Source organism: Isoptericola sp. NPDC056134 (assembly GCF_042264825.1).
In the GTDB taxonomy this organism is placed as follows: domain Bacteria; phylum Actinomycetota; class Actinomycetes; order Actinomycetales; family Cellulomonadaceae; genus Isoptericola; species Isoptericola nanjingensis.
Genome location: NZ_JBHJVM010000019.1, coordinates 1 through 19712, shown reverse-complemented (window position 1 = coordinate 19712; position 19712 = coordinate 1). Strand labels below are relative to the sequence as shown.

The window sequence follows — 19712 nt, the reverse complement described above, 5'->3', positions numbered from 1 at the left end:
TGGACCCCATGACCTACACCCTCGTGCTGCTCCGCCACGGCGAGAGCGAGTGGAACGCGAAGAACCTCTTCACCGGCTGGGTGGACGTGCCGCTGTCGGAGAAGGGCACCGCGGAGGCGAAGCGCGGCGGCGAGCTGCTCAAGGAGTCGGGCGTCACCCCCGACGTCGTGCACACGTCGCTGCTGCGCCGCGCCATCAACACGGCGAACCTGGCCCTCGACGCCGCCGACCGCCACTGGATCCCGGTCAAGCGCAACTGGCGCCTCAACGAGCGCCACTACGGCGACCTGCAGGGCAAGGACAAGAAGCAGGTGCGCGACCAGTACGGCGAGGAGCAGTTCATGCTCTGGCGCCGCTCCTACGACGTGCCGCCGCCCGAGATCGAGCTGGGTTCCGAGTTCTCGCAGGACTCGGACGTCCGCTACGCCGGCGAGCCCATCCCGCGCGCGGAGGCCCTCAAGCAGGTGCTCGACCGGGCCCTGCCGTACTGGGACGGCGAGATCGTTCCGGACCTCCAGGCCGGCAAGACCGTCCTCGTCGCCGCGCACGGCAACTCGCTGCGCGCCATCGTCAAGCACCTCGACGGCGTCGACGACCAGACCATCGCCGGGCTGAACATCCCCACGGGCATCCCGCTGGTGTACGAGCTCGACGAGGAGACGCTGAAGCCGACCAACCCGGGCGGCACCTACCTCGACCCCGAGGCCGCGAAGGACGCCATCGCGGCGGTCGCGAACCAGGGCAAGTGACGCTCGCCCGCTGACGTTCTGGCACGGCCCGGCCGACGACGAACCCCCGGTCCCGACAAGGGTCCGGGGGTTCGCCGTTCTCGCTGGCAGCATGGCGACGTGACCACCGGCATCGACCTCTCCCGCGCGTACCACGACGACGTCGTCCGCCCCCTGCTGCTGGGGTGGCGTCCCGGCCTGCCGTACGCCGCGGGTCGGCTGGGCAGCGGGTCCGACGTCCTGGGGCTCGACGACGCGACGTCGCGCGACCACGACTGGGGGCTGCGGCTCACGCTGCTGGTCGACGAGCGGGACGTCGCGGCCGTCGACGCCCACCTGGAGGCCGCGCTGCCGGCCGAGCACGCGGGCCTCCCGGTGCGGTTCGCCACGACCTGGGACCCGGTGGTGCGCCATCGCGTCGAGGTCGCGACCCCGCGCGGGTTCGCGAGGTCGCGGCTCGGGATCGACCCGACGACCGACCTCGACGCCGCGGGCTGGCTGGCGCTCACCGGGCAGAGCGTGCTGGAGGTGACCGCCGGCGCCGTCTTCCACGACGGGCCGGGGGAGCTCGCCGCGGTCCGGGACCGGCTCGCCTGGTACCCGCACGACGTGTGGCTGCACGTCCTCGCGGCCGAGTGGGCGCGGGTCGGGCAGGAGCTGCCGTTCGTCGGGCGTACCGGGGTGCGGGGGGACGACGCCGGCTCGCGGGTGCTCGCGGCCCGGCTGGCGGGGTCGCTGCTGCGGCTCGGCCTGCTGCTGGAGCGGCGGTGGCCGCCCTACCCCAAGTGGCTCGGCACCGCGTTCGCGGGCACGCCCGCGGCGACGACGGCGGGCCCGCGCCTGGACCGGGCGCTCGCGGCCGAGACCTGGCAGGAGCGGGACGCCGCGCTCGGCGCCGCGTGCGACGCGCTGCACGAGCGCCAGCGCGAGCTCGGGCTGCCGAGCCTCGACGGCCCCGCGACGGAGCCGTTCTTCGACCGCCCGTCCCGCGGGCTGGGCGCGCTGCCCGAGCTGTTGCGGGACGCCGCCGGGGACGCCGTGCGCGGCCTGCCCGCCGCCGTCGAGCAGTGGGTGGACGCCGTCGACGTCCTCATGGACGGTCCGCGCCGCGTCGCGCTGGTCCGCGGCCTCGTCGGCGCCGCACCCCCCGTGCCGAGGTAGTACCCCTCCCGCCGAGGTAGTACGAAGCACGGCGAGGTAGGACGAAGAATGCCGAGGTAGTACCAGAGACCGCGAGGTAGTGCCCTTCTGGCGGAGGCAGAGGACCACCTCGGCCAGAAGGGCACTACCTCGCGGTGAACCTGACTACCTCGCGGTGTTGCGTACTACCTCGCCGAGAGGATGACTCCCTCGTCCAGGACGGGGCGGGTCAGGCGTCGGCGCGGGCGTGCTCGTCGTCGAAGTTGCCGGTGACGAGGAACGTGATCCGGCGCGCGACGGAGACGCCGTGGTCGCCGAACCGCTCGTAGTAGCGGCCGAGCAGCGTGACGTCGACGGTCTCCTGCGTGGTGCCGGGCCACTCCGGGTCGAGCGTCGCGGCGAAGGTGTCCTGGTGCAGGGCGTCCAGGAGGTCGTCGTCCTGCTGCACCTCCGCGGCGAGGGCGACGTCGCGCGTGGCGAGCAGCGCCGTCGTGCGCTGCGCGACGTGCACCGCCGCGCCGTGCATCTTGACGAACGTCTCGCGGGCGGGCGCGGGCACGGCCTGGGCGGGGTACCGCCCGCGGGCGATCTCGGCGACGTGCCGGGCGAGGTCGCCCATCCGCTCGAGCGAGGCGCTGATGCGCAGCGCGGAGATGACGACCCGCAGGTCGGTGGCGACGGGCTGCTGCTGTGCCAGCAGGTGCACGCAGCGCTCGTCGAGCTCGCTCTCGAGCCGGTCGATCGCGTGGTCGGAGGCGATCACCTCCTGCGCGAGCTGGTGGTCGGCCTCCAGCAGGGCGTCGCCCGCGCGCCGGATGGCCGACTCGACGAGCCGGCTCATCTCGATGAGGTCGTCGCCGACCTGGCGCAGCTCGGCCTCGAAGATCTCTCGCATCACAGTCCTCTCGGGGTAATAGGTCTGCTACCAGCCTGACACGGCCCGTGGACGGGCCGGGGGCGCCCAGGTGAACTCCGGGAGGGTCGGAGGTGAACAGTGGGCGACGGCTCGCTGAGCAGTTCCGCTCCGCGACGGATTCCCGGGGCACCGCGACCTACGCTTGCCTCGTGGACGGAATCATCCAGGGCGTGACCGCGGTCGTCGCGGGCATCTTCGGGGTCGTGGTGGGCGTGATCGCGACCCTCGCCTTCCGCTTCTCCGAGCGTGTCCAGCGCCGGTCGCCCGAGGCAGCCCCCGCCGAGCTCGACGAGGGGCTCGTCCGCGTGCTCGCGGTGCTGCGGTCGGCCGCGGTGGTCCTGGACGAGGACGACGACGTCGTGCGGGCGTCCCCGCCGGCGTACGCGCTGGGCGTCGTGCGCAACGACGCCCTGCAGCACCCGGCGATCGTCGACCTGGTGCGCGAGGTGCGTCGGGACGGCGTGATCCGCGAGAAGGAGCTGGAGCTGCCGCGTGGCCCGATCGGGTCGGGCACGGTGCTGTTGCAGGTCCGGGTGGCGCCCGTCGGGCCGGACAAGCTGCTCGTGCTCGCCGAAGACCGCACCGAGGCCCGTCGCGTCGAGGCCATCCGCCGCGACTTCGTCGTCAACGTCTCGCACGAGCTCAAGACGCCGGTCGGGGCGCTCGCCCTGCTGGCGGAGACGGTGCAGGACGCCGCGGACGACCCGGTCGCGGTGCGGCGGTTCGCCGAGCGCATGCAGGCGGAGGCGCAGCGGCTGTCCGCCCTGGTGCACGAGATCATCGAGCTGTCCCGGCTGCAGGTGGCGGGGGCGCTGCAGGAGGTCACGACGATCCCGGTGCGCGACGTCGTCGCCGAGGCCGTGGACCGCGCCCGCACCACCGCGCAGGCGAAGAACATCACGATCACGGTCGGCGGCTCGGCCGACGTCCTCGTGTACGGCGACCACAACCTGCTCGTCACCGCGGTGCGCAACCTGCTCGACAACGCCGTCGCCTACTCGCCGGAGAACACCCGCGTGGGGCTGGGCGTGCGCGTGCGCCGCGGCCTGGTCGAGATCGACGTCGTCGACCAGGGCGTGGGCATCGCCGCCGACGAGCACGACCGGGTCTTCGAGCGCTTCTACCGCGTCGACCCGGCACGCTCCCGCGACACGGGCGGCACCGGCCTGGGACTGAGCATCGTCAAGCACGTGGCGGCCGACCACGGCGGCGACGTGCAGATCTGGTCCGAGCCGGGCAAGGGCTCGACGTTCACCCTGCGCATCCCCGCGGCCGACGTGCCGCAGGAGCTCGCGCAGGGCGACCCGGAGCTCACCCCGGGTCGCACCGAGCAGCACAACCATCAGCACAACCATCTGCACATCCATCAGCACAACCGAGGCACGACGGACGAGGAGGTAGGTGCGTGACGCGCATCCTGGTGGTCGAGGACGAGGAGTCCTACCGGGACCCCCTGACATATCAGCTCACCCGCGAGGGTTTCGAGGTCGTGGAGGCCTCGAACGGGGTCGACGCGCTGGCCGCCTACGACGACGGCGGCGCCGACCTGGTGCTGCTCGACCTCATGCTGCCCGGCCTGTCCGGCACGGAGGTGTGCCGGGAGCTGCGGCAGCGCGGCGACGTGCCCGTCATCATGCTCACGGCCAAGGACTCCGAGATCGACAAGGTCGTGGGACTCGAGCTGGGCGCCGACGACTACGTCACCAAGCCGTACTCCTTCCGCGAGCTGCTGGCCCGCATGCGTGCGGTGATGCGCCGGCGCGGCCCGGCGGCCCCCGAGGCGGCCTCGAACGGGCACGACGACGACGGCGAGCCCGTGCTCGAGGTCGGCCCGGTGCGGATGGACGTGGAGCGGCACACCGTCACGGTGGGCGGCGACGCGGTGTCGCTGCCGCTCAAGGAGTTCGACCTGCTGGAGCTGCTGCTGCGCAACGCCGGCCGGGTGCTCACCCGCGGGCAGCTCATCGACCGGGTCTGGGGCGCGGACTACGTGGGCGACACGAAGACGCTCGACGTTCATGTGAAGCGCATCCGCTCCAAGATCGAGGCCGACCCGGGGGCACCGCAGCTCCTGCTCACCGTCCGCGGCCTGGGCTACAAGCTCGCGGACGACGACGCCTGACCCGCCCGCCGAGGTGGGACGAGATCCGCCGAGGTGGTACGGACCCCCGTACCACCTCGGCGGATCTCGTCTTGCCTCGGCCTTTTCCTGCCTGCCACGGGTGCTCCGGTCACCGAGGTGACCAGGCGCCCCGCACTGTTCACCCCTCGTTCACCTGCTCCTGGGTCCCGAGCCACCTTGCGTGCCTAGCGTTCCCGACGAACGCCGGTACTTCGCCGGTGTCCCTCCGTGTGAACAGGATGGAACGAGACGTGAAGCTCAGCCGATTCTCCCGTGCTGGAACCGCCGTGGCGGTCGGCGCGCTGGCCCTGACCCTCGCCGCGTGCGGCTCGGACCCGGCCGCGCCGGGCGCGGAGTCCACCGGTGGTTCGCAGGACGGCGGCTCGTCCCTCTCGGGCGAGCTCAGCGGCGGCGGCGCCTCGTCGCAGGAGTCCGCCCAGGAGGCGTGGCGCGCCGGCTTCCAGACGGCCAACCCCGACGTCACCGTCAACTACGACCCCGTCGGCTCCGGCGGTGGCCGCACCGGCTTCACCGACGGCTCGTACGCCTTCGCCGGCTCCGACGCGGCGCTGGACGAGGACGAGATGAAGGCGGCCGAGGCCCAGTGCGGCGAGGGCGGCGTCATCGAGTTCCCCGGCTACGTCAGCCCGATCGCCATCGCGTTCAACCTCGAGGGCGTCGACTCGCTGAACCTCAAGCCGGAGGTCATCGCGAACATCTTCTCGGGCAAGATCAAGGCCTGGAACGACGACGCGATCGCCGCCGACAACCCGGACGCCGAGCTGCCGGACACCGCGATCACCGTGGTGCACCGCTCGGACGACTCGGGCACCACCGAGAACTTCCAGGCCTACCTGTCCGAGGCCGCCCCCGACGCCTGGGACCACGAGCCCGAGGGCGTCTGGCCGATCGAGGGCCAGGAGTCGGCCCAGGGCACCTCCGGCGTGGTCTCGGCCGCGCAGTCCGGCGACGGCACCATCACCTACGCCGACGCCTCCCAGATCTCCGACCTGGGCACCGTGGCGGTCGGCGTGGGCGACGAGTTCGTGCCCTACAGCGCCGAGGCGGCCGCCGAGGTGGTCGCCCAGTCGCCGCGGGCCGAGGGCACCGCGGACGGCGTGTACTCGATCGAGCTGAAGCGCGACGTCGCCGGCACGTACCCGGTCGTCCTGGTCTCCTACCTCCTGGCCTGCGGCACCTACGCCGACCAGGCGCAGGCGGACCTGGTCAAGGGCTACATGTCCTACCTCGTGAGCGAGGAGGGCCAGCAGGTGGCCGCCGACGCGGCGGGCTCCGCCCCGCTGTCGGCCGACATCCGCGACGCGGTGCAGCCGTCGATCGACGCGATCACGGCCGGCTGACCGTCCTCGCCCTCGCCGGTCGAGCCTGTCGAGACCACGATCCGCGGTCTCGGCAGGCTCGGCCGGCGGTCTCGACAGGCACAACCAGCGGCACGACAAGGAGTACGAGTGACCACCACCGTCAGCCCGCCCCCGCAGCGGGTGCCGGGCAGACCGCGCCGACGCAAGCGGACCACCGACCGCGGCTTCAACCGGGCCTTCCGCTGGATCGCCGTCGGCGCCGGCGTCCTGATCCTCGCGGTGCTGGCCGCCGTCGCGGTGTTCCTGCTGCAGCAGGCCTGGCCGGCGCTGACCGCCGGGTCGGACGAGCTGGCGGCCTCGGTGCCGCGCTACCCCGAGGACACGTCGCTGCTCGAGTACGTCGGACCGCTCGTGTTCGGCACGCTGCTCGCGGCGGCGCTGGCCCTCGCGATCGCGACGCCGGTCGCCATGGGGATCGCCCTGTTCATCTCGCACTACGCGCCGCGGCGGCTGTCCCAGCTGCTCGGCTACCTTGTGGACCTGCTGGCGGCCGTCCCGTCCGTCATCTACGGCCTCTGGGGCATCTACGTGCTCGGCCCGGCCGCGCTGCCGGTGTGGGAGTGGCTCAGCTCCTGGTTCGGGTGGTTCCCGCTCTTCGCCGGCCCCGTCTCGCCCACGTCCCGGGTGCTTGCCACGGTCGCGGTGGTGCTCGCCGTGATGATCCTGCCGATCATCACCGCCGTCGCCCGCGAGGTCTTCCTGCAGACGCCGAAGCTCCACGAGGAGGCGGCGCTCGCGCTCGGCGCGACCCGCTGGGAGATGGTCCGCACCGCCGTGCTGCCCTTCGGCCGGTCCGGCGTCATCTCCGCAGCCATGCTCGGCCTGGGCCGCGCGCTCGGCGAGACGATGGCCGTGCTGATGATCCTGTCGCCCGGGTTCCTGTACTCGTTCAAGATCCTCGACAGCGCGCAGCAGCAGACCATCGCCGCGTACATCGCGCTCGACTTCCCGGAGGCGAGCGGGCTCGCGGTGAACACGCTGATCGCCACGGGCCTCGTGCTGTTCGTCATCACGCTGGCCGTCAACATGGCCGCGCGCGCGATCGTGGCGCGCCGCAAGGACTTCTCGGGGGCCAACTGATGAGCACGACCACCCTCTCGGACCCCGCGGGCCCCACCGACGCCACCGCCCGCACGCGCGCGGCGCTGACCGGCGCCGACGGCGCCCGGCGCCGCAAGGACCGCACGATGACGGTGCTGGTCTGGGCCGCGTTCGTCGTGGCCATGGCACCGCTCGTCTCCCTGGTCTGGACGGTGCTGAGCAACGGCGCCGGCCGCATCAGCATGGACTTCCTCACCCTGTCGATGCGCAACATCTTCGGCGGCGACCCGAGCGGCGGCATCTACCACGCCATCGCGGGCACGCTGATCATCACGGCCCTGGCCACGGTGATCTCGGTGCCGATCGGCCTGCTCACCGCGATCTACCTCGTGGAGTACGGCAAGGGCGCGCTGGCCCGCTCGGTGACCTTCTTCATCGACGTCATGACGGGCATCCCGTCGATCGTGGCGGGCCTCTTCGCCGTCTCGCTGTTCACCCTGATCCTGGGGCCGGGCGTGCGGATGGGCGTCATCGGCGCCGTCGCGCTCTCCGTGCTGATGATCCCCGTGGTCGTCCGCTCCTGCGAGGAGATGCTCAAGCTCGTCCCGAACGAGCTGCGCGAGGCGTCGTACGCGCTGGGCGTGCCCAAGTGGCTGACGATCGTCAAGGTCGTGCTCCGCACGTCCGTCGCGGGCCTGACGACGGGCATCCTGCTCGCCGTCGCCCGCGTCATCGGGGAGACGGCGCCCCTGCTCGTGACCGTCGGCGTCACCGACTCGATCAACTTCGACCCCTTCGAGGGCCGCATGATGACGCTCCCGGTGTTCGCCTACCGCCAGTACAGCCAGGGCCTGGCCACCTGCCCGGGCGGCGAGTCCGCCTCCTGCGTGGCGGACATCGCGATCCAGAACGCGTGGGGCGCGGCGCTCGTGCTCATCGTCCTGGTGCTCGCCCTCAACCTCGTCGGCCGGCTGGTGAACCGCTGGTTCTCCCCGAAGCTGCGCTGACCCGCAGCCGCCGCCCGCCGCAGCCCACCAGAAAGAGACGACACGATGGCACAGCGCATCGACGTGAAGGACCTCAACATCTACTACGGCGACTTCCTCGCCGTGCAGGACGTGTCGATGACGATCGACCCGAAGTCGGTGACCGCGTTCATCGGCCCGTCCGGGTGCGGGAAGTCGACCTTCCTGCGCACGCTCAACCGGATGCACGAGGTGATCCCGGGGGCCCGCGTGGAGGGCACCGTGGAGATGGAGGGCGTCGACCTGTACGGCGACGACATCGACCCGGTGGCCGTGCGCCGCAACGTGGGGATGGTCTTCCAGCGGCCCAACCCGTTCCCGACCATGTCGATCCGCGACAACGTGCTCGCCGGCGTGCGGCTGAACAACCGCCGCATCAGCAAGGCGGACGCCGAGGAGCTGGTCGAGGGCTCCCTGCGCGGCGCGAACCTGTGGAACGAGGTCAAGGACCGTCTCGACCGGCCGGGGTCCGGCCTGTCGGGCGGGCAGCAGCAGCGCCTGTGCATCGCGCGCGCCATCGCGGTGAAGCCGCAGGTGCTGCTCATGGACGAGCCGTGCTCGGCCCTCGACCCGATCTCGACCCTCGCGATCGAGGACCTCATCGGCGAGCTCAAGCAGGACTACACGATCGTCATCGTGACGCACAACATGCAGCAGGCGGCGCGCGTCAGCGACCGGACGGCGTTCTTCAACATCGCGGGCACGGGCAAGCCCGGCCGCCTCATCGAGATGAACGAGACGTCGACGATCTTCTCCACCCCGTCCGAGCAGGCCACCGAGGACTACGTCTCCGGCCGCTTCGGGTGACCGGGCGCTGACCCGGGACGGACGAAGGGGCGGGCCGCAGCAGCTGCTGCGGCCCGCCCCTTCGTCGTGCGGGTCAGACGCCCGAGGCGCTCGGCACCCAGGCCGCGTACTCGGGGAGCGTGCCGTCCATGACGGGCAGGAAGAAGTCCTCGTCCACGCCGGCGCCGGACAGCGTCGCGTCGAGGTCGCCGCCCGGGTGGGTGGCGACGGCGCCGAGCTGGGCGTCCACGGCCTGGTCGCCCTCCTGGTCGGCGCTCAGGTAGACGGTCTGCCCGGCGGGCACGGTGAGCGAGATCGGCTCGGCACCCTCGGCGGCGAGCACGAAGTCGACGTCCTCGGCGGAGGTGTTCGCGAGCGCGCCGAGCACGGCGCCGGGCTCGCCCTCGCCCTCGGAGACGACCATGAGGTTGATGCCGCGCACCTGGTCGGTGAGGTTGACCCGGATGCCGTCGGACGGGGCGTAGGGCTTGGTGGTGATCGTGGGGGAGCAGGCGGCCAGCAGCAGGGCGCCCGCCATGACGCTGGCGGCGGCGACGAGGCGTGCGGGGCGGGCGGAGCGGGACACGAGCTCTCCTTCGAAGGCGTCGGCTCGCGGGCGCGGGTGGCCGCGCGGGCGCGGGGCATCAGGGTTCCCCCACGTCAGGCGGGGGAGGGCGGGCCTGCAGGGGACCCGTCGACATCCTAGCGACGCCCGGCGCGGGCTGCGCCCATGATTGCGCTTCCAGGCCTCTGACCTGCGCAAACGGGTTCGTCACAGGGGTGCCGGGAGGGCGCGGGGCAGGGGAGTGTCGGCCTCCCCGTGATAAACTTGTCGACTGGGAAAGGGGACATCTGCAGATGACGTTCACAGTAGGCGAGACGGTTGTCTACCCGCATCACGGTGCCGCGCTGATCGAGGAGATCAAGACGCGCAAGATCCGTGGCGAGGAGAAGATGTACCTCAAGCTCAAGGTCGCCCAGGGCGACCTGACGATCGAGGTCCCGGCGGAGAACGTCGACCTCGTGGGTGTGCGCGACGTGGTCGACCAGCAGGGGCTGGACCGCGTCTTCGAGGTGCTGCGCGCGCCCTACACGGAAGAGCCGACGAACTGGTCGCGCCGGTACAAGGCGAACCTCGAGAAGCTCGCGTCCGGCGACGTGATCAAGGTCGGCGAGGTCGTGCGCGACCTGTCGCGCCGCGACGCGGACCGTGGCCTCTCGGCCGGCGAGAAGCGCATGCTCGCCAAGGCTCGCCAGATCCTCGAGTCCGAGGTCGCGCTCGCGGAGGGCGTCGACGAGGAGAAGGCCGGCGCCATCATCGACGAGGTCCTCGCCTCCTGAGGCCTCCAGTCACCAGCGCTGCACGACGGCGACCCACGGCTCCGGCCGCGGGTCGCCGTCGTCGTTCCGGTACCGTGACGCCGTGACGACGCTCGCGATCCTCACCGCCGCGGGGTCCGGCACCCGCCTCGGCCGGGACCTGCCGAAGGCCCTGGTCGACCTGGCGGGCTTCCCCCTCGTGGTGCATGCCGCACGCCGCCTCGCCGCCTCGGGCGTCGTCGACGCCCTCGTCGTCACGTGCCCTCCGGGCCTCGACTCCGCGGTGCGCGACGTCGTCGCGCAGGACCCGCACGTGGACGTGCCGGTCCGCGTGGTCGAGGGCGGCGGCACCCGGCAGGCGTCCGTCGCCGCCGGCCTCGCGCTCGCCGGCCCGGACGACGACGTGGTCCTCGTGCACGACGCCGCACGCCCGCTCGCGCCGCCGCGCCTGGTGCGCCGCGTCGTCGACGCGGTACGTGCCGGCCACGGCGCGGTCGTCCCGGGGCTGCCCGTCACCGACACGGTGAAGCGCGTCGGGCCAGCATCGTCCGGGAGCGGGCCGGACGTCGAACGCGTCGTCGAGACCCCGGACCGCGCCGTGCTGCGCGCGGTGCAGACGCCGCAGGGCTTCGACCGCGCGGTGCTGGAGCGCGCGCACGCGCAGGGCGCGGCCCGCGCGACGGCGGAGGGGTCGGCGGCGACGGACGACGCGGGGCTGGTCGAGGCGCTCGGCGAGCCCGCCTACGTCGTCACCGGCGAGGAGGCGGCCATGAAGATCACCACCGAGCGCGACCTGAAGGTGGCCGCGCTGCTGCTGGAGGAGGAGTCGTGACCGCGCTGCCCGCAGGCCTGCCGCGCACCGGGCTCGGCGTCGACGTGCACGCCTACGCCCCCGAGGGCTCCGACCGCGAGCTGTGGCTCGGGGGCCTGCGGTGGCCGGGGGAGCGGCCGCTCGCCGGCCACTCGGACGCCGACGTCGCGGCGCACGCCGCCGCCGACGCCCTGTTCTCCGCCGCCGGCATCGGCGACCTCGGCTCGCACTTCGGCACCGGCGAGCCCGAGTGGGCCGGGGCGGCGGGGAGCACCCTGCTCGCCGAGGCGGCCCGCCGCGTGCGGGCGGCGGGGTTCGAGATCGGGAACGTCGCCGTGCAGGTGGTCGGCAACCGGCCGAAGGTCGGCCCGCGCCGCGCGGAGGCCGAGGCGGCGCTCACGGCCGCGGCCGGCGCGCCCGTCTCCCTGAGCGCCACCACGACCGACGGCCTGGGGCTCACCGGCCGCGGCGAGGGCGTCGCGGCGATCGCCACGGCGCTCGTGGTCGCCGTCGGCTGAACCGCTCGGCGCGGGACCCACCGCACCGGGCCGCTCACTGCTGCAGCCGCGGGTCCTGCGAGGGGTCGGCGTACGGCTCCGGGCAGCCCTGGTCGACCGCGTCGGGGCGCAGCTCGACGTGCCACGGCTCGTTCGCGTACACCCGGCACAGTCCGTACGCGGCGCCGTGGTCCGCCACCCACTGGCTGCCGCCCGTCTGCTGCAGGTCGACCGCGTCGCCGGTGACGTGCGACGACGTGTCCGCGGACGCGACCCAGCGGGCCGCCTCGGCCGCGGAACCGTACTGGGCGACCGCCTCGCGCAGCAGCTGGTCCTGGTACGCCGCCGAGCGCCAGGCGCTGTTGACGAAGAAGGTGACGCCGTCCTGCTCGGCGTCCGTCGCGGCCGCCTGCAGCGCCGCGAGCAGCGCGGGGTCGAGGTTCGCCAGGGCCGGGAGCGCGTCGTCGAACACGGTGGTGCCGTCGGGGACGTGGCCGGCGGACACGCCGTCCCGCGCGCCGCGGTCGGGTCGGTCCGCGGGGGCGGTCGCCGGAGCGACCGACGTCGTCGCGGGCGGGGGCGACGACCTCTGGCAGGCCGCGAGCCCGGCCAGCGCGGCGGCGGCCAAGGTGAGCGCGAGCGCGGTGCGGGCCGGTCGGAGGGGCGCGCGCTCGGGTGCGGGGACGTGTCGGTGGTGGAGCATGCCTTCAGTCGAGCCGGGGCGGCGTTGCCCGGGCGTATGCGCTCCTCGATACGCGGACGATAGGCGCCGCTCCGTAGCATCGAGGGCATGCGCGTGCTGATCGTCGAGGACGAGCCGTACCTGGCCCAGGCCGTCCGCGACGGGCTGCGGCTGGAGGCCATCGCGGCGGACGTCGCCGGCGACGGCGACACCGCCCTCGAGCTGCTGAGCGTGAACTCCTACGACGTCGCCGTGCTCGACCGTGACATCCCCGGCCCGTCGGGGGACGAGGTCGCCGCGAGCATCGTCGCCTCCGGGAGCGGCCTGCCGATCCTCATGCTCACGGCCGCCGACCGTCTCGACGACAAGGCCACCGGGTTCGAGCTCGGGGCCGACGACTACCTCACCAAGCCGTTCGCGATGCGGGAGCTCGTGCTGCGGCTGCGCGCCCTCGACCGGCGTCGCGCGCACAGCCGGCCGCCGGTGCGCGAGCTCGCGGGCCTGCGCGTGGACCCGTTCCGCCGCGAGGTCTACCGGGACGGGCGCTACGTCGCGCTCACCCGCAAGCAGTTCGCCGTGCTGGAGGTGCTGGTCGCGGCCGACGGCGGCGTCGTCAGCGCGGAGGAGCTGCTGGAGCGGGCGTGGGACGAGAACGCCGACCCCTTCACCAACGCCGTGCGCATCACGGTGTCGGCGCTGCGCAAGCGGCTCGGCGAGCCGTGGGTGATCGCCACCGTGCCCGGGGTGGGCTATCGCATCGCGGCCCCGCCCGAGGGCGAGACCGGGCACGAGGACGGGCGCGCGGCCCGGAGCGGCGAGGCCCGGCATGGCTAGGAGCCCCGGCCCGAGCGTCCGGCTGAAGCTCACGCTCAGCTACGCCGGGTTCCTCGTGGTGGCCGGCGCGCTGCTCCTCGCCGTCGTGTGGGTCTTCCTGCTGCGGTACGTCCCGGACACGATCATCGTCGACGTCGCGCCGTCCCGTCCCGGACCCGGGCAGTTCGTCCCCAACCGCTCCGACCTGGAGCGCGCCTTCGCCCCGAGGGTCGCCTGGGCGATGGTCTTCCTCCTGGTGCTCGGACTCCTCGGCGGGTGGTTCCTCGCCGGGCGGATGCTCGCCCCGCTGGACCGCATCACCGACGCCACCCGCCGGGCCGCCGAGGGGTCCCTGTCCCACCGGATCCGGCTCCCTGGACGCCAGGACGAGTTCCGCGAGCTCGCCGACGCGTTCGACGCGATGCTGGCCCGGCTCGAGGCGCAGGTCGCCGAGCAGCAGCGGTTCGCGGCGAACGCCTCCCACGAGCTGCGCACCCCGCTCGCGGTGACGCGGACGCTGCTCGAGGTGGGTGCGCAGGACCCGGACCGGGACACGGACGAGCTCCTGCGGCGTCTCGAGGCCGTCAACGCGCGCGCGATCGACCTCACCGAGGCGCTGCTCCTGCTCAGCCGCGCCGACCGCGGGACGTTCGCGCGCGAGCGCGTCGACCTGTCCCTCGTCGCGGAGGAGGCGGCCGAGACTCTGCAACCCCTCGCGGACGGCCGGGGCGTCGACCTGCAGGTCGCGGGCGACGTCGCCCCCGCGGTGGGGTCGCACGCGCTCCTGCTGCAGCTCGCCACGAACCTCGTGCACAACGCGATCGTGCACAACCTCGCGGAGCACGGCACGGTGCGGGTGGAGACCGCCGTCCGCGGCGACGACGTCGTGCTCACCGTCGAGAACACGGGCGGGCCGCTCGACCCGCGCCTCGTGCCGACGCTCGTCGAGCCGTTCCAGCGCGGCGGCGGGCGCACGCACGGGGAGCACGGGGGCGTCGGGCTCGGCCTCGCGATCGTGCGGAGCATCGCGGAGGCGCACCACGGCACCCTCGCGCTCGCCGCACGGGGCGACGGCGGGCTGCGCGTCACGGTGCGCCTGCCGGGGGAGCGGGCCGCCCCGGTCGCGTGGTGGCCCTCCGCCTAGCCCGCGCCGTCAGGCCGTGGCGTCAGTCCGCCGCCGAGGACGGTGTCGGTGTAGCCGTTGCGGAAGACGCCGCCGGGATCGACGGCGGCGCGCACGCGGGCGACGTCGGCCAGGGGGTAGTGGTCGGCGAGGTGCTCCGCCGTGCGGGTGTGCATCTTGCCCCAGTGCGGCCGCCCGCCCGCCGCGGCGAAGATCTGCTCGGCCGCGCTGAAGTACCGCTGGTGGGGCATCGGTGCGTACTGGTGCACCGCGACGTACGCCGTCTCGCGACCGTGCGCCGTCGAGAGCCAGACGTCGTCGGCGGCGGCGAAGCGCACCTCCACCGGGAAGGGGACGGGCTCGCCGGACGCGCGCAGCCAGGCGTCGAGCTCGTCGAGCACGTCCCGCAGCGCGGCGCGCGGCAGGGCGTACTCCATCTCGACGAACCGGACCCGGCGCCGGGTGACGAAGACGTCGGCCGACGGCGCCACGTACGTCTTCGCGCCCAGCGCCCGCGCGCTCACCGCGTTGAGGCGGGGGACCAGCCCGGGGGCGGCGAACGCGAGGCGGTTCACCACCTCGAAGGCGCCGTTGGACAGCACCTCCTCGTCCAGGAGGGCGCGGGCCCGGGAGCCGGCGGTACGCACGGCGCCGAGGCCTCCGGCACGGGCCGCCGCCCAGGCCTCGATCTCCTCGGCCGTCGCGCGGTTGTTCCGCTTCGTCAGCGCCCGGCGGGTGCCGGGGAACCAGTAGAACTCCGCGTGGTCGTTGCCGTCGACGTACTCGTCGAGCTGCTCGAGCACGCGGTCCAGCGGCCACGGCTCCTCCTGAGCGCGCAGCCAGAACGCGGGCACCACCTCGAGCGTGACCGCCGACAGCACGCCCGCGACGCCGAGGCCCAGCCGAGCCACCTCGAACAGCTCGCGCTCGGGCGATCCCGGGGCCGCAGCGTCCGACGCCGACCGGACCGCGCCGTCGGCGCCGACCACGCGGACGCCGCGCACCTGCGTCGCGAGGCCGCCCAGCCGGGCGCCGGTGCCGTGCGTGCCGGTCGAGATCGCGCCCGCGACCGACTGGCGGTCGATGTCGCCGAGGTTGCGCATCGCCAGCCCGAGCGCCGCGAGCAGGCGGTTGAGGTGGTGCAGGCGGGTGCCCGCCCGGACGGTGACGAGCGACGTGCCGTCCGGCTGGGGCGCCACCGCCTCGATACCGCTGAGGTGGTCGAGGCCGAGGTGCACGCCGTCGGTCACGGCCGCGGCGGTGAAGGAGTGGCCCGCGCCCATCGCCCGCACCCGCGTCCCGTCGGCGGCTGCCCGGGCGACGACGGCACCCAGCTCGCCCTCGTCGCGCGGCGCCAGGCGGCGCGCAGGCTGCCACGAGTGCGTGCCGCCCCAGGTGCGCAGCGGGGCGTCGGGGGTGGCGGGGGCCGGTGTGCGGGCGACGGTGCTCGGAGTCACGCGGCACACTCTGCCACGGGCGGCGGCCCGCGCGGATCCCCCTCCGGGTGGATCGTCGGCGACCCGTCGGACCGCCCGTCAGATCACCCGTCGGATCACCCCGCCCGGCCGTCCGACGACGCCCGGCGCCCGGTGTAGCGTGCGGTCATGACCCAGACGGAGCGGCTGGCCCGCGCCACCGCGCACCTGCCGGCTCCCGTGGCCGTGGTCGACCTCGACGCCTTCGACGCCAACGCCGCGGACCTGCGCCGCCGCGCCCGGGGCGTCCCCGTGCGGGTGGCGAGCAAGTCCGTGCGGGTGCGCACGCTCGTCGGCCGGGCGCTCGACGCCGGGTTCCAGGGCGTCATGGCGTTCTCCCTGGCCGAGGCGCTGTGGCTCGTGCAGGAGGGCGTGCGCGACGTGCTCGTCGGCTACCCCACCGTGGACCGGGACGCGCTCGCGCGGCTCGCCGCCGACGACCGCGCGCGGCGTGAGATCACGCTCATGGCGGACGACGCCGCCCAGCTCGCGCTCCTGGACGCCGCTCTCTCGTCCGCCGCGGTGCCGGCCGGGACGGGCGGCCTCGCCGACGTCGCCGTCTGCCTGGACGTCGACGCGTCGCTGCGCCTCGACGCCGGCCCGCTGCACGTGCACCTGGGCACGCGGCGCTCGCCGCTGCGCACCCCGGACGACGTCGCAGCGCTCGCCCGCCGCGTCGAGGCGCTGCCCGGCGTCCGGCTGCGCGGGCTGATGTTCTACGAGGCCCAGGTGGCCGGGCTGCCCGACACCAACCCGGCCGTCCGGCTGGTCAAGAAGCTGTCGGTGGCCGAGCTGTACGGCCGCCGGACGGCCGTCGTCGAGGCCGTCGGCGCCGCCGTCGGGCACGCCGTGGAGCTGGTGAACTCCGGCGGCACCGGCTCGCTCGAGACGTCGTCGGCAGGGCCGGCGGTCACCGAGGTGACCGCGGGCTCCGGGCTGTTCGTCCCCGGCCTGTTCGACGGGTACCGCTCCTTCGACCCCCGGCCCTCCGCGTTCTTCGGGCTCGACGTCGCGCGGGTGCCCGCCGCGGGCTGGGCGACGGCGTTCGGGGGCGGGTACGTGGCCTCCGGGCCGGCGGGGCGCTCGCGGCTGCCGCGGGTCGCGACGCCCGGCTGGTCGCTCACCGGAACGGAGGGCGCGGGGGAGGTCATGACGCCGCTGCGCCGGCGGGGCGGAGCGCCGCCCCTCGCCGTCGGGGACCGCGTGTGGCTGCGGCACGCCAAGGCGGGCGAGCTCATGGAGCGGTTCGACGTCGTCCACCTGGTGCGCGGCGACGAGATCGTCGAGTCCGTCCCCACGTACCGCGGCGAGGGACGCACCTTCGGCTGAGGGACCGGCCGGTACGCTGGACCGGTGAGCCTGCACCTGTACGACACCGCGACGCGCGACGTGCGCGCCTTCGTCCCCCTGAACCCGGGCGAGGTCGGTATCTACCTGTGTGGCGCCACCGTGCAGGCCCCGCCCCACATCGGCCACCTCCGCCCCGTCATCGCGTTCGACGTGCTGCGGCGCTGGCTGGAGCGCTCGGGCCTGCGGGTCACGTTGATCCGCAACGTCACCGACATCGAGGACAAGATCCTCGCCAAGGCGGCCGCGGCCGGCGTCGAGTGGTGGGCGCACGCCGCCACGCACGAGCGGATGTTCACGCGGGCCTACGACGCGCTCGGCGTCATCCCGCCCACCTACGAGCCGCGCGCCACCGGCCACGTGCCCGACATGGCGGAGCTCATGCAGCGGCTCGTCGACCGCGGGCACGCCTACGCGACCGGCCCCGGCGACGTCTGGTTCGACGTGCGTTCCTGGCCCGCGTACGGCGAGCTCACCCGGCAGCGGCTGGAGGACCTCAACCCCGAGCCCACCGGCGACGACGCCGCGGCGTCCGCCAAGCGCGACCCGCACGACTTCGCGCTGTGGAAGGCGCCCAAGCCGGGCGAGCCGGAGACGGCGTCCTGGGAGACGTCGTTCGGCCGGGGCCGCCCGGGCTGGCACCTCGAGTGCTCGGCCATGGCGCGCCGCTACCTGGGCGACGCGTTCGACATCCACGGCGGCGGCCTCGACCTGCGGTTCCCGCACCACGAGAACGAGCAGGCGCAGTCGCGCGCGGCCGGGTACGGCTTCGCGCAGCGCTGGATGCACTGCGCGTGGGTCACCCAGCAGGGCGTCAAGATGAGCAAGTCGCTGGGCAACGGGCTGCTGGTGAGCGAGTTGCTCGCCCAGGCGCCCGCGCCCGTGATCCGCTACGCGCTCGCGGCGGTGCAGTACCGCTCGATGCTCGAGTGGTCGCCCGACACCCTGGACGAGGCCCGCACCACCTGGGAGCGGCTGTCCGGCTTCGTGGACCGCGCCACCGAGCGCGTCGGCGGGGTGCCCGCCGACGAGGTCGCGAAGGCCGAGCTGCCGGCCGGGTTCGTCGAGGCGATGGACGACGACCTCAACGTGCCCGCAGCGCTCGCCGTCGTGCACGAGCACCTGCGCGCCGGCAACAGCGCGCTGGCGTCGCGCGACGACGCCGCGGCGCGCGAGGAGCTCGTCGCGCTGCGTGGCATGCTCGACGTCCTGGGCCTCGACCCGCACGACCCGCAGTGGGCCTCGGGTGCCGACGACTCCGCCGCGCGCGCGGCCCTGGAGTCGCTGGTCGCCGCTGAGCTCGACGCGCGGGTCGCCGCGCGCGCCGCGAAGGACTGGGCCACGAGCGACGCCATCCGTGACCGCCTCGCGGACGCCGGCGTCGTCGTCCAGGACTCCGCGGACGGCGCCCGCTGGACGCTGACCGACTGACCCGCTCGACCACCTGAGAAGAGACACCATGGCAGGCAACACCCGACGTCCCGGCGCCGTCCGCAAGGCCGGTAGCAAGAAGGGCGCGCAGGTCGGCACCGGCGGGCACAGCCGCAAGGCGCTCGAGGGCAAGGGCCCGACGCCGAAGGCCGAGGACCGTACCTACCACCCGGCGCACAAGCGCAAGGTGGCGGCGGAGAAGAAGCAGGCCGCGCAGTCGCAGAAGGGCGCGAGCAAGGGGGTCGTGCGCGGCACGCGCCGCCCGACCGGCGGCGCCGAGGTGGTCGCGGGCCGCAACGCCGTGCTCGAGGCGCTGCGCACCGACGTGCCGGTCACCGCCGTGCACCTCGCCGCGCGCATCGACCACGACGACCGCACGCGGGAGATCCTCGAGCTGGCCTCGACCCGCTCCGTGCAGCTGCTCGAGGTGAGCCGCACCGAGCTGGACCACCTCACCGAGGGCTCCGTGCACCAGGGCGTCGCCGCGCAGGTGCCGCCCTACGACTACGCGGACGTCGAGGACCTGCTGGACGCCGCCGCCGAGGCGGGCCAGCCGCCCCTGATCGTCGCGCTCGACGGCGTCACCGACCCCCGCAACCTGGGCGCCGTGCTGCGGTCCGCGGGGGCCTTCGGCGCGCACGGCGTCGTCGTGCCGTCGCGCCGCTCGGCCGGCGTCACCGCGTCGGCGTGGAAGGTGTCGGCCGGCGCCGCGGCGCGGGTGCCCGTGGCCAAGGTGACGAACCTGGCGCGGACGCTCGCCGACCTGAAGAAGTCCGGGGCCTTCGTCGTCGGCCTGGACGCGGGCGGTGACACCACCGTGCGCGACCTCGCGTTCGCCACCGACCCGCTCGTGCTCGTCGTCGGGTCCGAGGGTCACGGACTCTCCCGCCTGGTGCGCGAGACCTGCGACGCCGTCGCATCCATCCCCATCTCGTCCGACGTCGAGTCGCTGAACGCCGGCGTCGCCGCGGGCATCACGCTCTACGAGGTGGCCCAGGCCCGCCTGACTGCCGCGAGATAGAGAACCCCGAGCCGCGAGATAGAGAAGCTCGGACGAGACCGCAACCGGTTGC

At 74.1% G+C, this 19712-nt stretch carries 20 protein-coding genes; 16 read left to right on the top strand and 4 right to left on the bottom strand.

The features are described from left to right. Nucleotides 1–8: 8 nt before the first annotated feature. Both ACFCZN_RS16530 and ACFCZN_RS16525 read left to right on the top strand, forming a co-directional pair. Nucleotides 9–749 (top strand): phosphoglyceromutase, encoded by a 741-nt coding sequence (locus ACFCZN_RS16530; protein WP_429766794.1) that lies wholly within the window; start codon nucleotides 9–11, stop codon nucleotides 747–749. A 99-nt stretch (nucleotides 750–848) separates the two neighbouring features. After that, nucleotides 849–1889 (top strand): DUF4037 domain-containing protein, encoded by a 1041-nt coding sequence (locus tag ACFCZN_RS16525; protein ID WP_430557468.1) that lies wholly within the window; start codon nucleotides 849–851, stop codon nucleotides 1887–1889. A gap of 208 nt (nucleotides 1890–2097) precedes the next feature. Here ACFCZN_RS16525 and phoU read toward each other — a convergent pair whose 3' ends face one another. After that, nucleotides 2098–2763: a phosphate signaling complex protein PhoU gene (gene phoU, locus ACFCZN_RS16520; RefSeq protein ID WP_380318419.1), complete on the bottom strand. Its 666-nt coding sequence runs from the start codon at nucleotides 2761–2763 to the stop codon at nucleotides 2098–2100. A 170-nt stretch (nucleotides 2764–2933) separates the two neighbouring features. Between phoU and ACFCZN_RS16515 the strand changes: the two genes are divergently transcribed. From ACFCZN_RS16515 to pstB, 6 genes are all read left to right on the top strand, one after another. Then, nucleotides 2934–4193, top strand: a complete 1260-nt coding sequence (locus tag ACFCZN_RS16515) for a sensor histidine kinase (protein WP_430557467.1) — start codon at nucleotides 2934–2936, stop codon at nucleotides 4191–4193. After that, nucleotides 4190–4906 (top strand): response regulator, encoded by a 717-nt coding sequence (locus ACFCZN_RS16510; protein ID WP_429766800.1) that lies wholly within the window; start codon nucleotides 4190–4192, stop codon nucleotides 4904–4906. Before ACFCZN_RS16515 ends, ACFCZN_RS16510 begins: the two co-directional genes overlap by 4 nt. A gap of 251 nt (nucleotides 4907–5157) precedes the next feature. Beyond that, nucleotides 5158–6267, top strand: coding sequence for a phosphate ABC transporter substrate-binding protein PstS (locus ACFCZN_RS16505; protein ID WP_430557466.1), 1110 nt, complete (start codon nucleotides 5158–5160; stop codon nucleotides 6265–6267). 108 nt (nucleotides 6268–6375) lie between these two features. Beyond that, nucleotides 6376–7368: a phosphate ABC transporter permease subunit PstC gene (gene pstC / locus ACFCZN_RS16500; protein ID WP_429766802.1), complete on the top strand. Its 993-nt coding sequence runs from the start codon at nucleotides 6376–6378 to the stop codon at nucleotides 7366–7368. Beyond that, the gene (pstA, locus tag ACFCZN_RS16495; RefSeq protein ID WP_429766804.1) at nucleotides 7368–8336 is read left to right on the top strand and encodes a phosphate ABC transporter permease PstA; all 969 of its coding nucleotides are present in this window, start codon (nucleotides 7368–7370) and stop codon (nucleotides 8334–8336) included. The genes pstC and pstA overlap by 1 nt, the downstream gene beginning before the upstream one ends. Nucleotides 8337–8381: 45 nt before the next feature. Then, on the top strand, nucleotides 8382–9161 hold the full coding sequence (pstB, locus tag ACFCZN_RS16490; protein ID WP_429733765.1) for a phosphate ABC transporter ATP-binding protein PstB: 780 nt from the start codon (nucleotides 8382–8384) through the stop codon (nucleotides 9159–9161). A 73-nt stretch (nucleotides 9162–9234) separates the two neighbouring features. Here pstB and ACFCZN_RS16485 read toward each other — a convergent pair whose 3' ends face one another. Further along, the gene (locus ACFCZN_RS16485; protein WP_429766806.1) at nucleotides 9235–9726 is read right to left on the bottom strand and encodes a hypothetical protein; all 492 of its coding nucleotides are present in this window, start codon (nucleotides 9724–9726) and stop codon (nucleotides 9235–9237) included. Nucleotides 9727–9998: 272 nt separating this feature from the next. Between ACFCZN_RS16485 and ACFCZN_RS16480 the strand changes: the two genes are divergently transcribed. From ACFCZN_RS16480 to ispF, 3 genes are all read left to right on the top strand, one after another. Then, nucleotides 9999–10481 (top strand): CarD family transcriptional regulator, encoded by a 483-nt coding sequence (locus ACFCZN_RS16480; protein ID WP_079570762.1) that lies wholly within the window; start codon nucleotides 9999–10001, stop codon nucleotides 10479–10481. 82 nt (nucleotides 10482–10563) lie between these two features. Next, nucleotides 10564–11292 carry a 2-C-methyl-D-erythritol 4-phosphate cytidylyltransferase gene (ispD, locus tag ACFCZN_RS16475; RefSeq protein ID WP_430557465.1) on the top strand — a complete coding sequence of 243 codons (729 nt, stop codon included), beginning with the start codon at nucleotides 10564–10566 and terminating at the stop codon, nucleotides 11290–11292. A gap of 5 nt (nucleotides 11293–11297) precedes the next feature. Further along, the gene (gene ispF, locus ACFCZN_RS16470) at nucleotides 11298–11789 is read left to right on the top strand and encodes a 2-C-methyl-D-erythritol 2,4-cyclodiphosphate synthase (protein WP_430557498.1); all 492 of its coding nucleotides are present in this window, start codon (nucleotides 11298–11300) and stop codon (nucleotides 11787–11789) included. 34 nt (nucleotides 11790–11823) lie between these two features. On the opposite strand, the gene ACFCZN_RS16465 is transcribed toward ispF, so the two are convergent. Further along, a complete protein-coding gene (locus ACFCZN_RS16465; RefSeq protein ID WP_430557464.1) occupies nucleotides 11824–12471 on the bottom strand; it encodes a D-alanyl-D-alanine carboxypeptidase family protein in 648 nt (215 codons plus the stop codon). Nucleotides 12472–12558: 87 nt separating this feature from the next. Between ACFCZN_RS16465 and ACFCZN_RS16460 the strand changes: the two genes are divergently transcribed. After that, nucleotides 12559–13284 (top strand): response regulator transcription factor, encoded by a 726-nt coding sequence (locus ACFCZN_RS16460; RefSeq protein WP_430557463.1) that lies wholly within the window; start codon nucleotides 12559–12561, stop codon nucleotides 13282–13284. Beyond that, a complete protein-coding gene (locus ACFCZN_RS16455) occupies nucleotides 13277–14407 on the top strand; it encodes a sensor histidine kinase (RefSeq protein WP_430557462.1) in 1131 nt (376 codons plus the stop codon). The genes ACFCZN_RS16460 and ACFCZN_RS16455 overlap by 8 nt, the downstream gene beginning before the upstream one ends. Here ACFCZN_RS16455 and ACFCZN_RS16450 read toward each other — a convergent pair. Next, the gene (locus ACFCZN_RS16450) at nucleotides 14404–15843 is read right to left on the bottom strand and encodes a D-arabinono-1,4-lactone oxidase (protein WP_430557461.1); all 1440 of its coding nucleotides are present in this window, start codon (nucleotides 15841–15843) and stop codon (nucleotides 14404–14406) included. The two genes, ACFCZN_RS16455 and ACFCZN_RS16450, sit on opposite strands and share 4 nt — an antisense overlap. A 147-nt stretch (nucleotides 15844–15990) precedes the next feature. Here ACFCZN_RS16450 and ACFCZN_RS16445 point away from each other — a divergent pair, with 147 nt between their 5' ends. The 3 genes from ACFCZN_RS16445 to rlmB are packed head-to-tail and all read left to right on the top strand — an operon-like array spanning nucleotide 15991 to nucleotide 19660. Further along, nucleotides 15991–17190 carry an alanine racemase gene (locus ACFCZN_RS16445; protein ID WP_430557460.1) on the top strand — a complete coding sequence of 400 codons (1200 nt, stop codon included), beginning with the start codon at nucleotides 15991–15993 and terminating at the stop codon, nucleotides 17188–17190. 24 nt (nucleotides 17191–17214) lie between these two features. After that, the gene (gene cysS, locus ACFCZN_RS16440; RefSeq protein WP_429766813.1) at nucleotides 17215–18639 is read left to right on the top strand and encodes a cysteine--tRNA ligase; all 1425 of its coding nucleotides are present in this window, start codon (nucleotides 17215–17217) and stop codon (nucleotides 18637–18639) included. 28 nt (nucleotides 18640–18667) lie between these two features. Continuing rightward, nucleotides 18668–19660: a 23S rRNA (guanosine(2251)-2'-O)-methyltransferase RlmB gene (gene rlmB, locus ACFCZN_RS16435; RefSeq protein WP_429766814.1), complete on the top strand. Its 993-nt coding sequence runs from the start codon at nucleotides 18668–18670 to the stop codon at nucleotides 19658–19660. The last annotated feature ends 52 nt before the right edge of the window (nucleotides 19661–19712 follow it).

Bases quoted from the DNA above. Each gene is read 5' to 3' on its own strand.
- ACFCZN_RS16460 (WP_430557463.1), top strand. From the start codon at position 12,559: ATGCGCGTGCTGATCGTCGAGGACGAGCCGTACCTGGCCCAGGCCGTC.
- phoU (WP_380318419.1), bottom strand. From the start codon at position 2,763: ATGCGAGAGATCTTCGAGGCCGAGCTGCGCCAGGTCGGCGACGACCTC.
- ACFCZN_RS16445 (WP_430557460.1), top strand. From the start codon at position 15,991: ATGACCCAGACGGAGCGGCTGGCCCGCGCCACCGCGCACCTGCCGGCT.
- pstB (WP_429733765.1), top strand. From the start codon at position 8,382: ATGGCACAGCGCATCGACGTGAAGGACCTCAACATCTACTACGGCGAC.
- ACFCZN_RS16465 (WP_430557464.1), bottom strand. From the start codon at position 12,471: ATGCTCCACCACCGACACGTCCCCGCACCCGAGCGCGCGCCCCTCCGA.
- ACFCZN_RS16455 (WP_430557462.1), top strand. From the start codon at position 13,277: ATGGCTAGGAGCCCCGGCCCGAGCGTCCGGCTGAAGCTCACGCTCAGC.
- rlmB (WP_429766814.1), top strand. From the start codon at position 18,668: ATGGCAGGCAACACCCGACGTCCCGGCGCCGTCCGCAAGGCCGGTAGC.
- ACFCZN_RS16480 (WP_079570762.1), top strand. From the start codon at position 9,999: ATGACGTTCACAGTAGGCGAGACGGTTGTCTACCCGCATCACGGTGCC.
- ACFCZN_RS16530 (WP_429766794.1), top strand. From the start codon at position 9: ATGACCTACACCCTCGTGCTGCTCCGCCACGGCGAGAGCGAGTGGAAC.
- pstA (WP_429766804.1), top strand. From the start codon at position 7,368: ATGAGCACGACCACCCTCTCGGACCCCGCGGGCCCCACCGACGCCACC.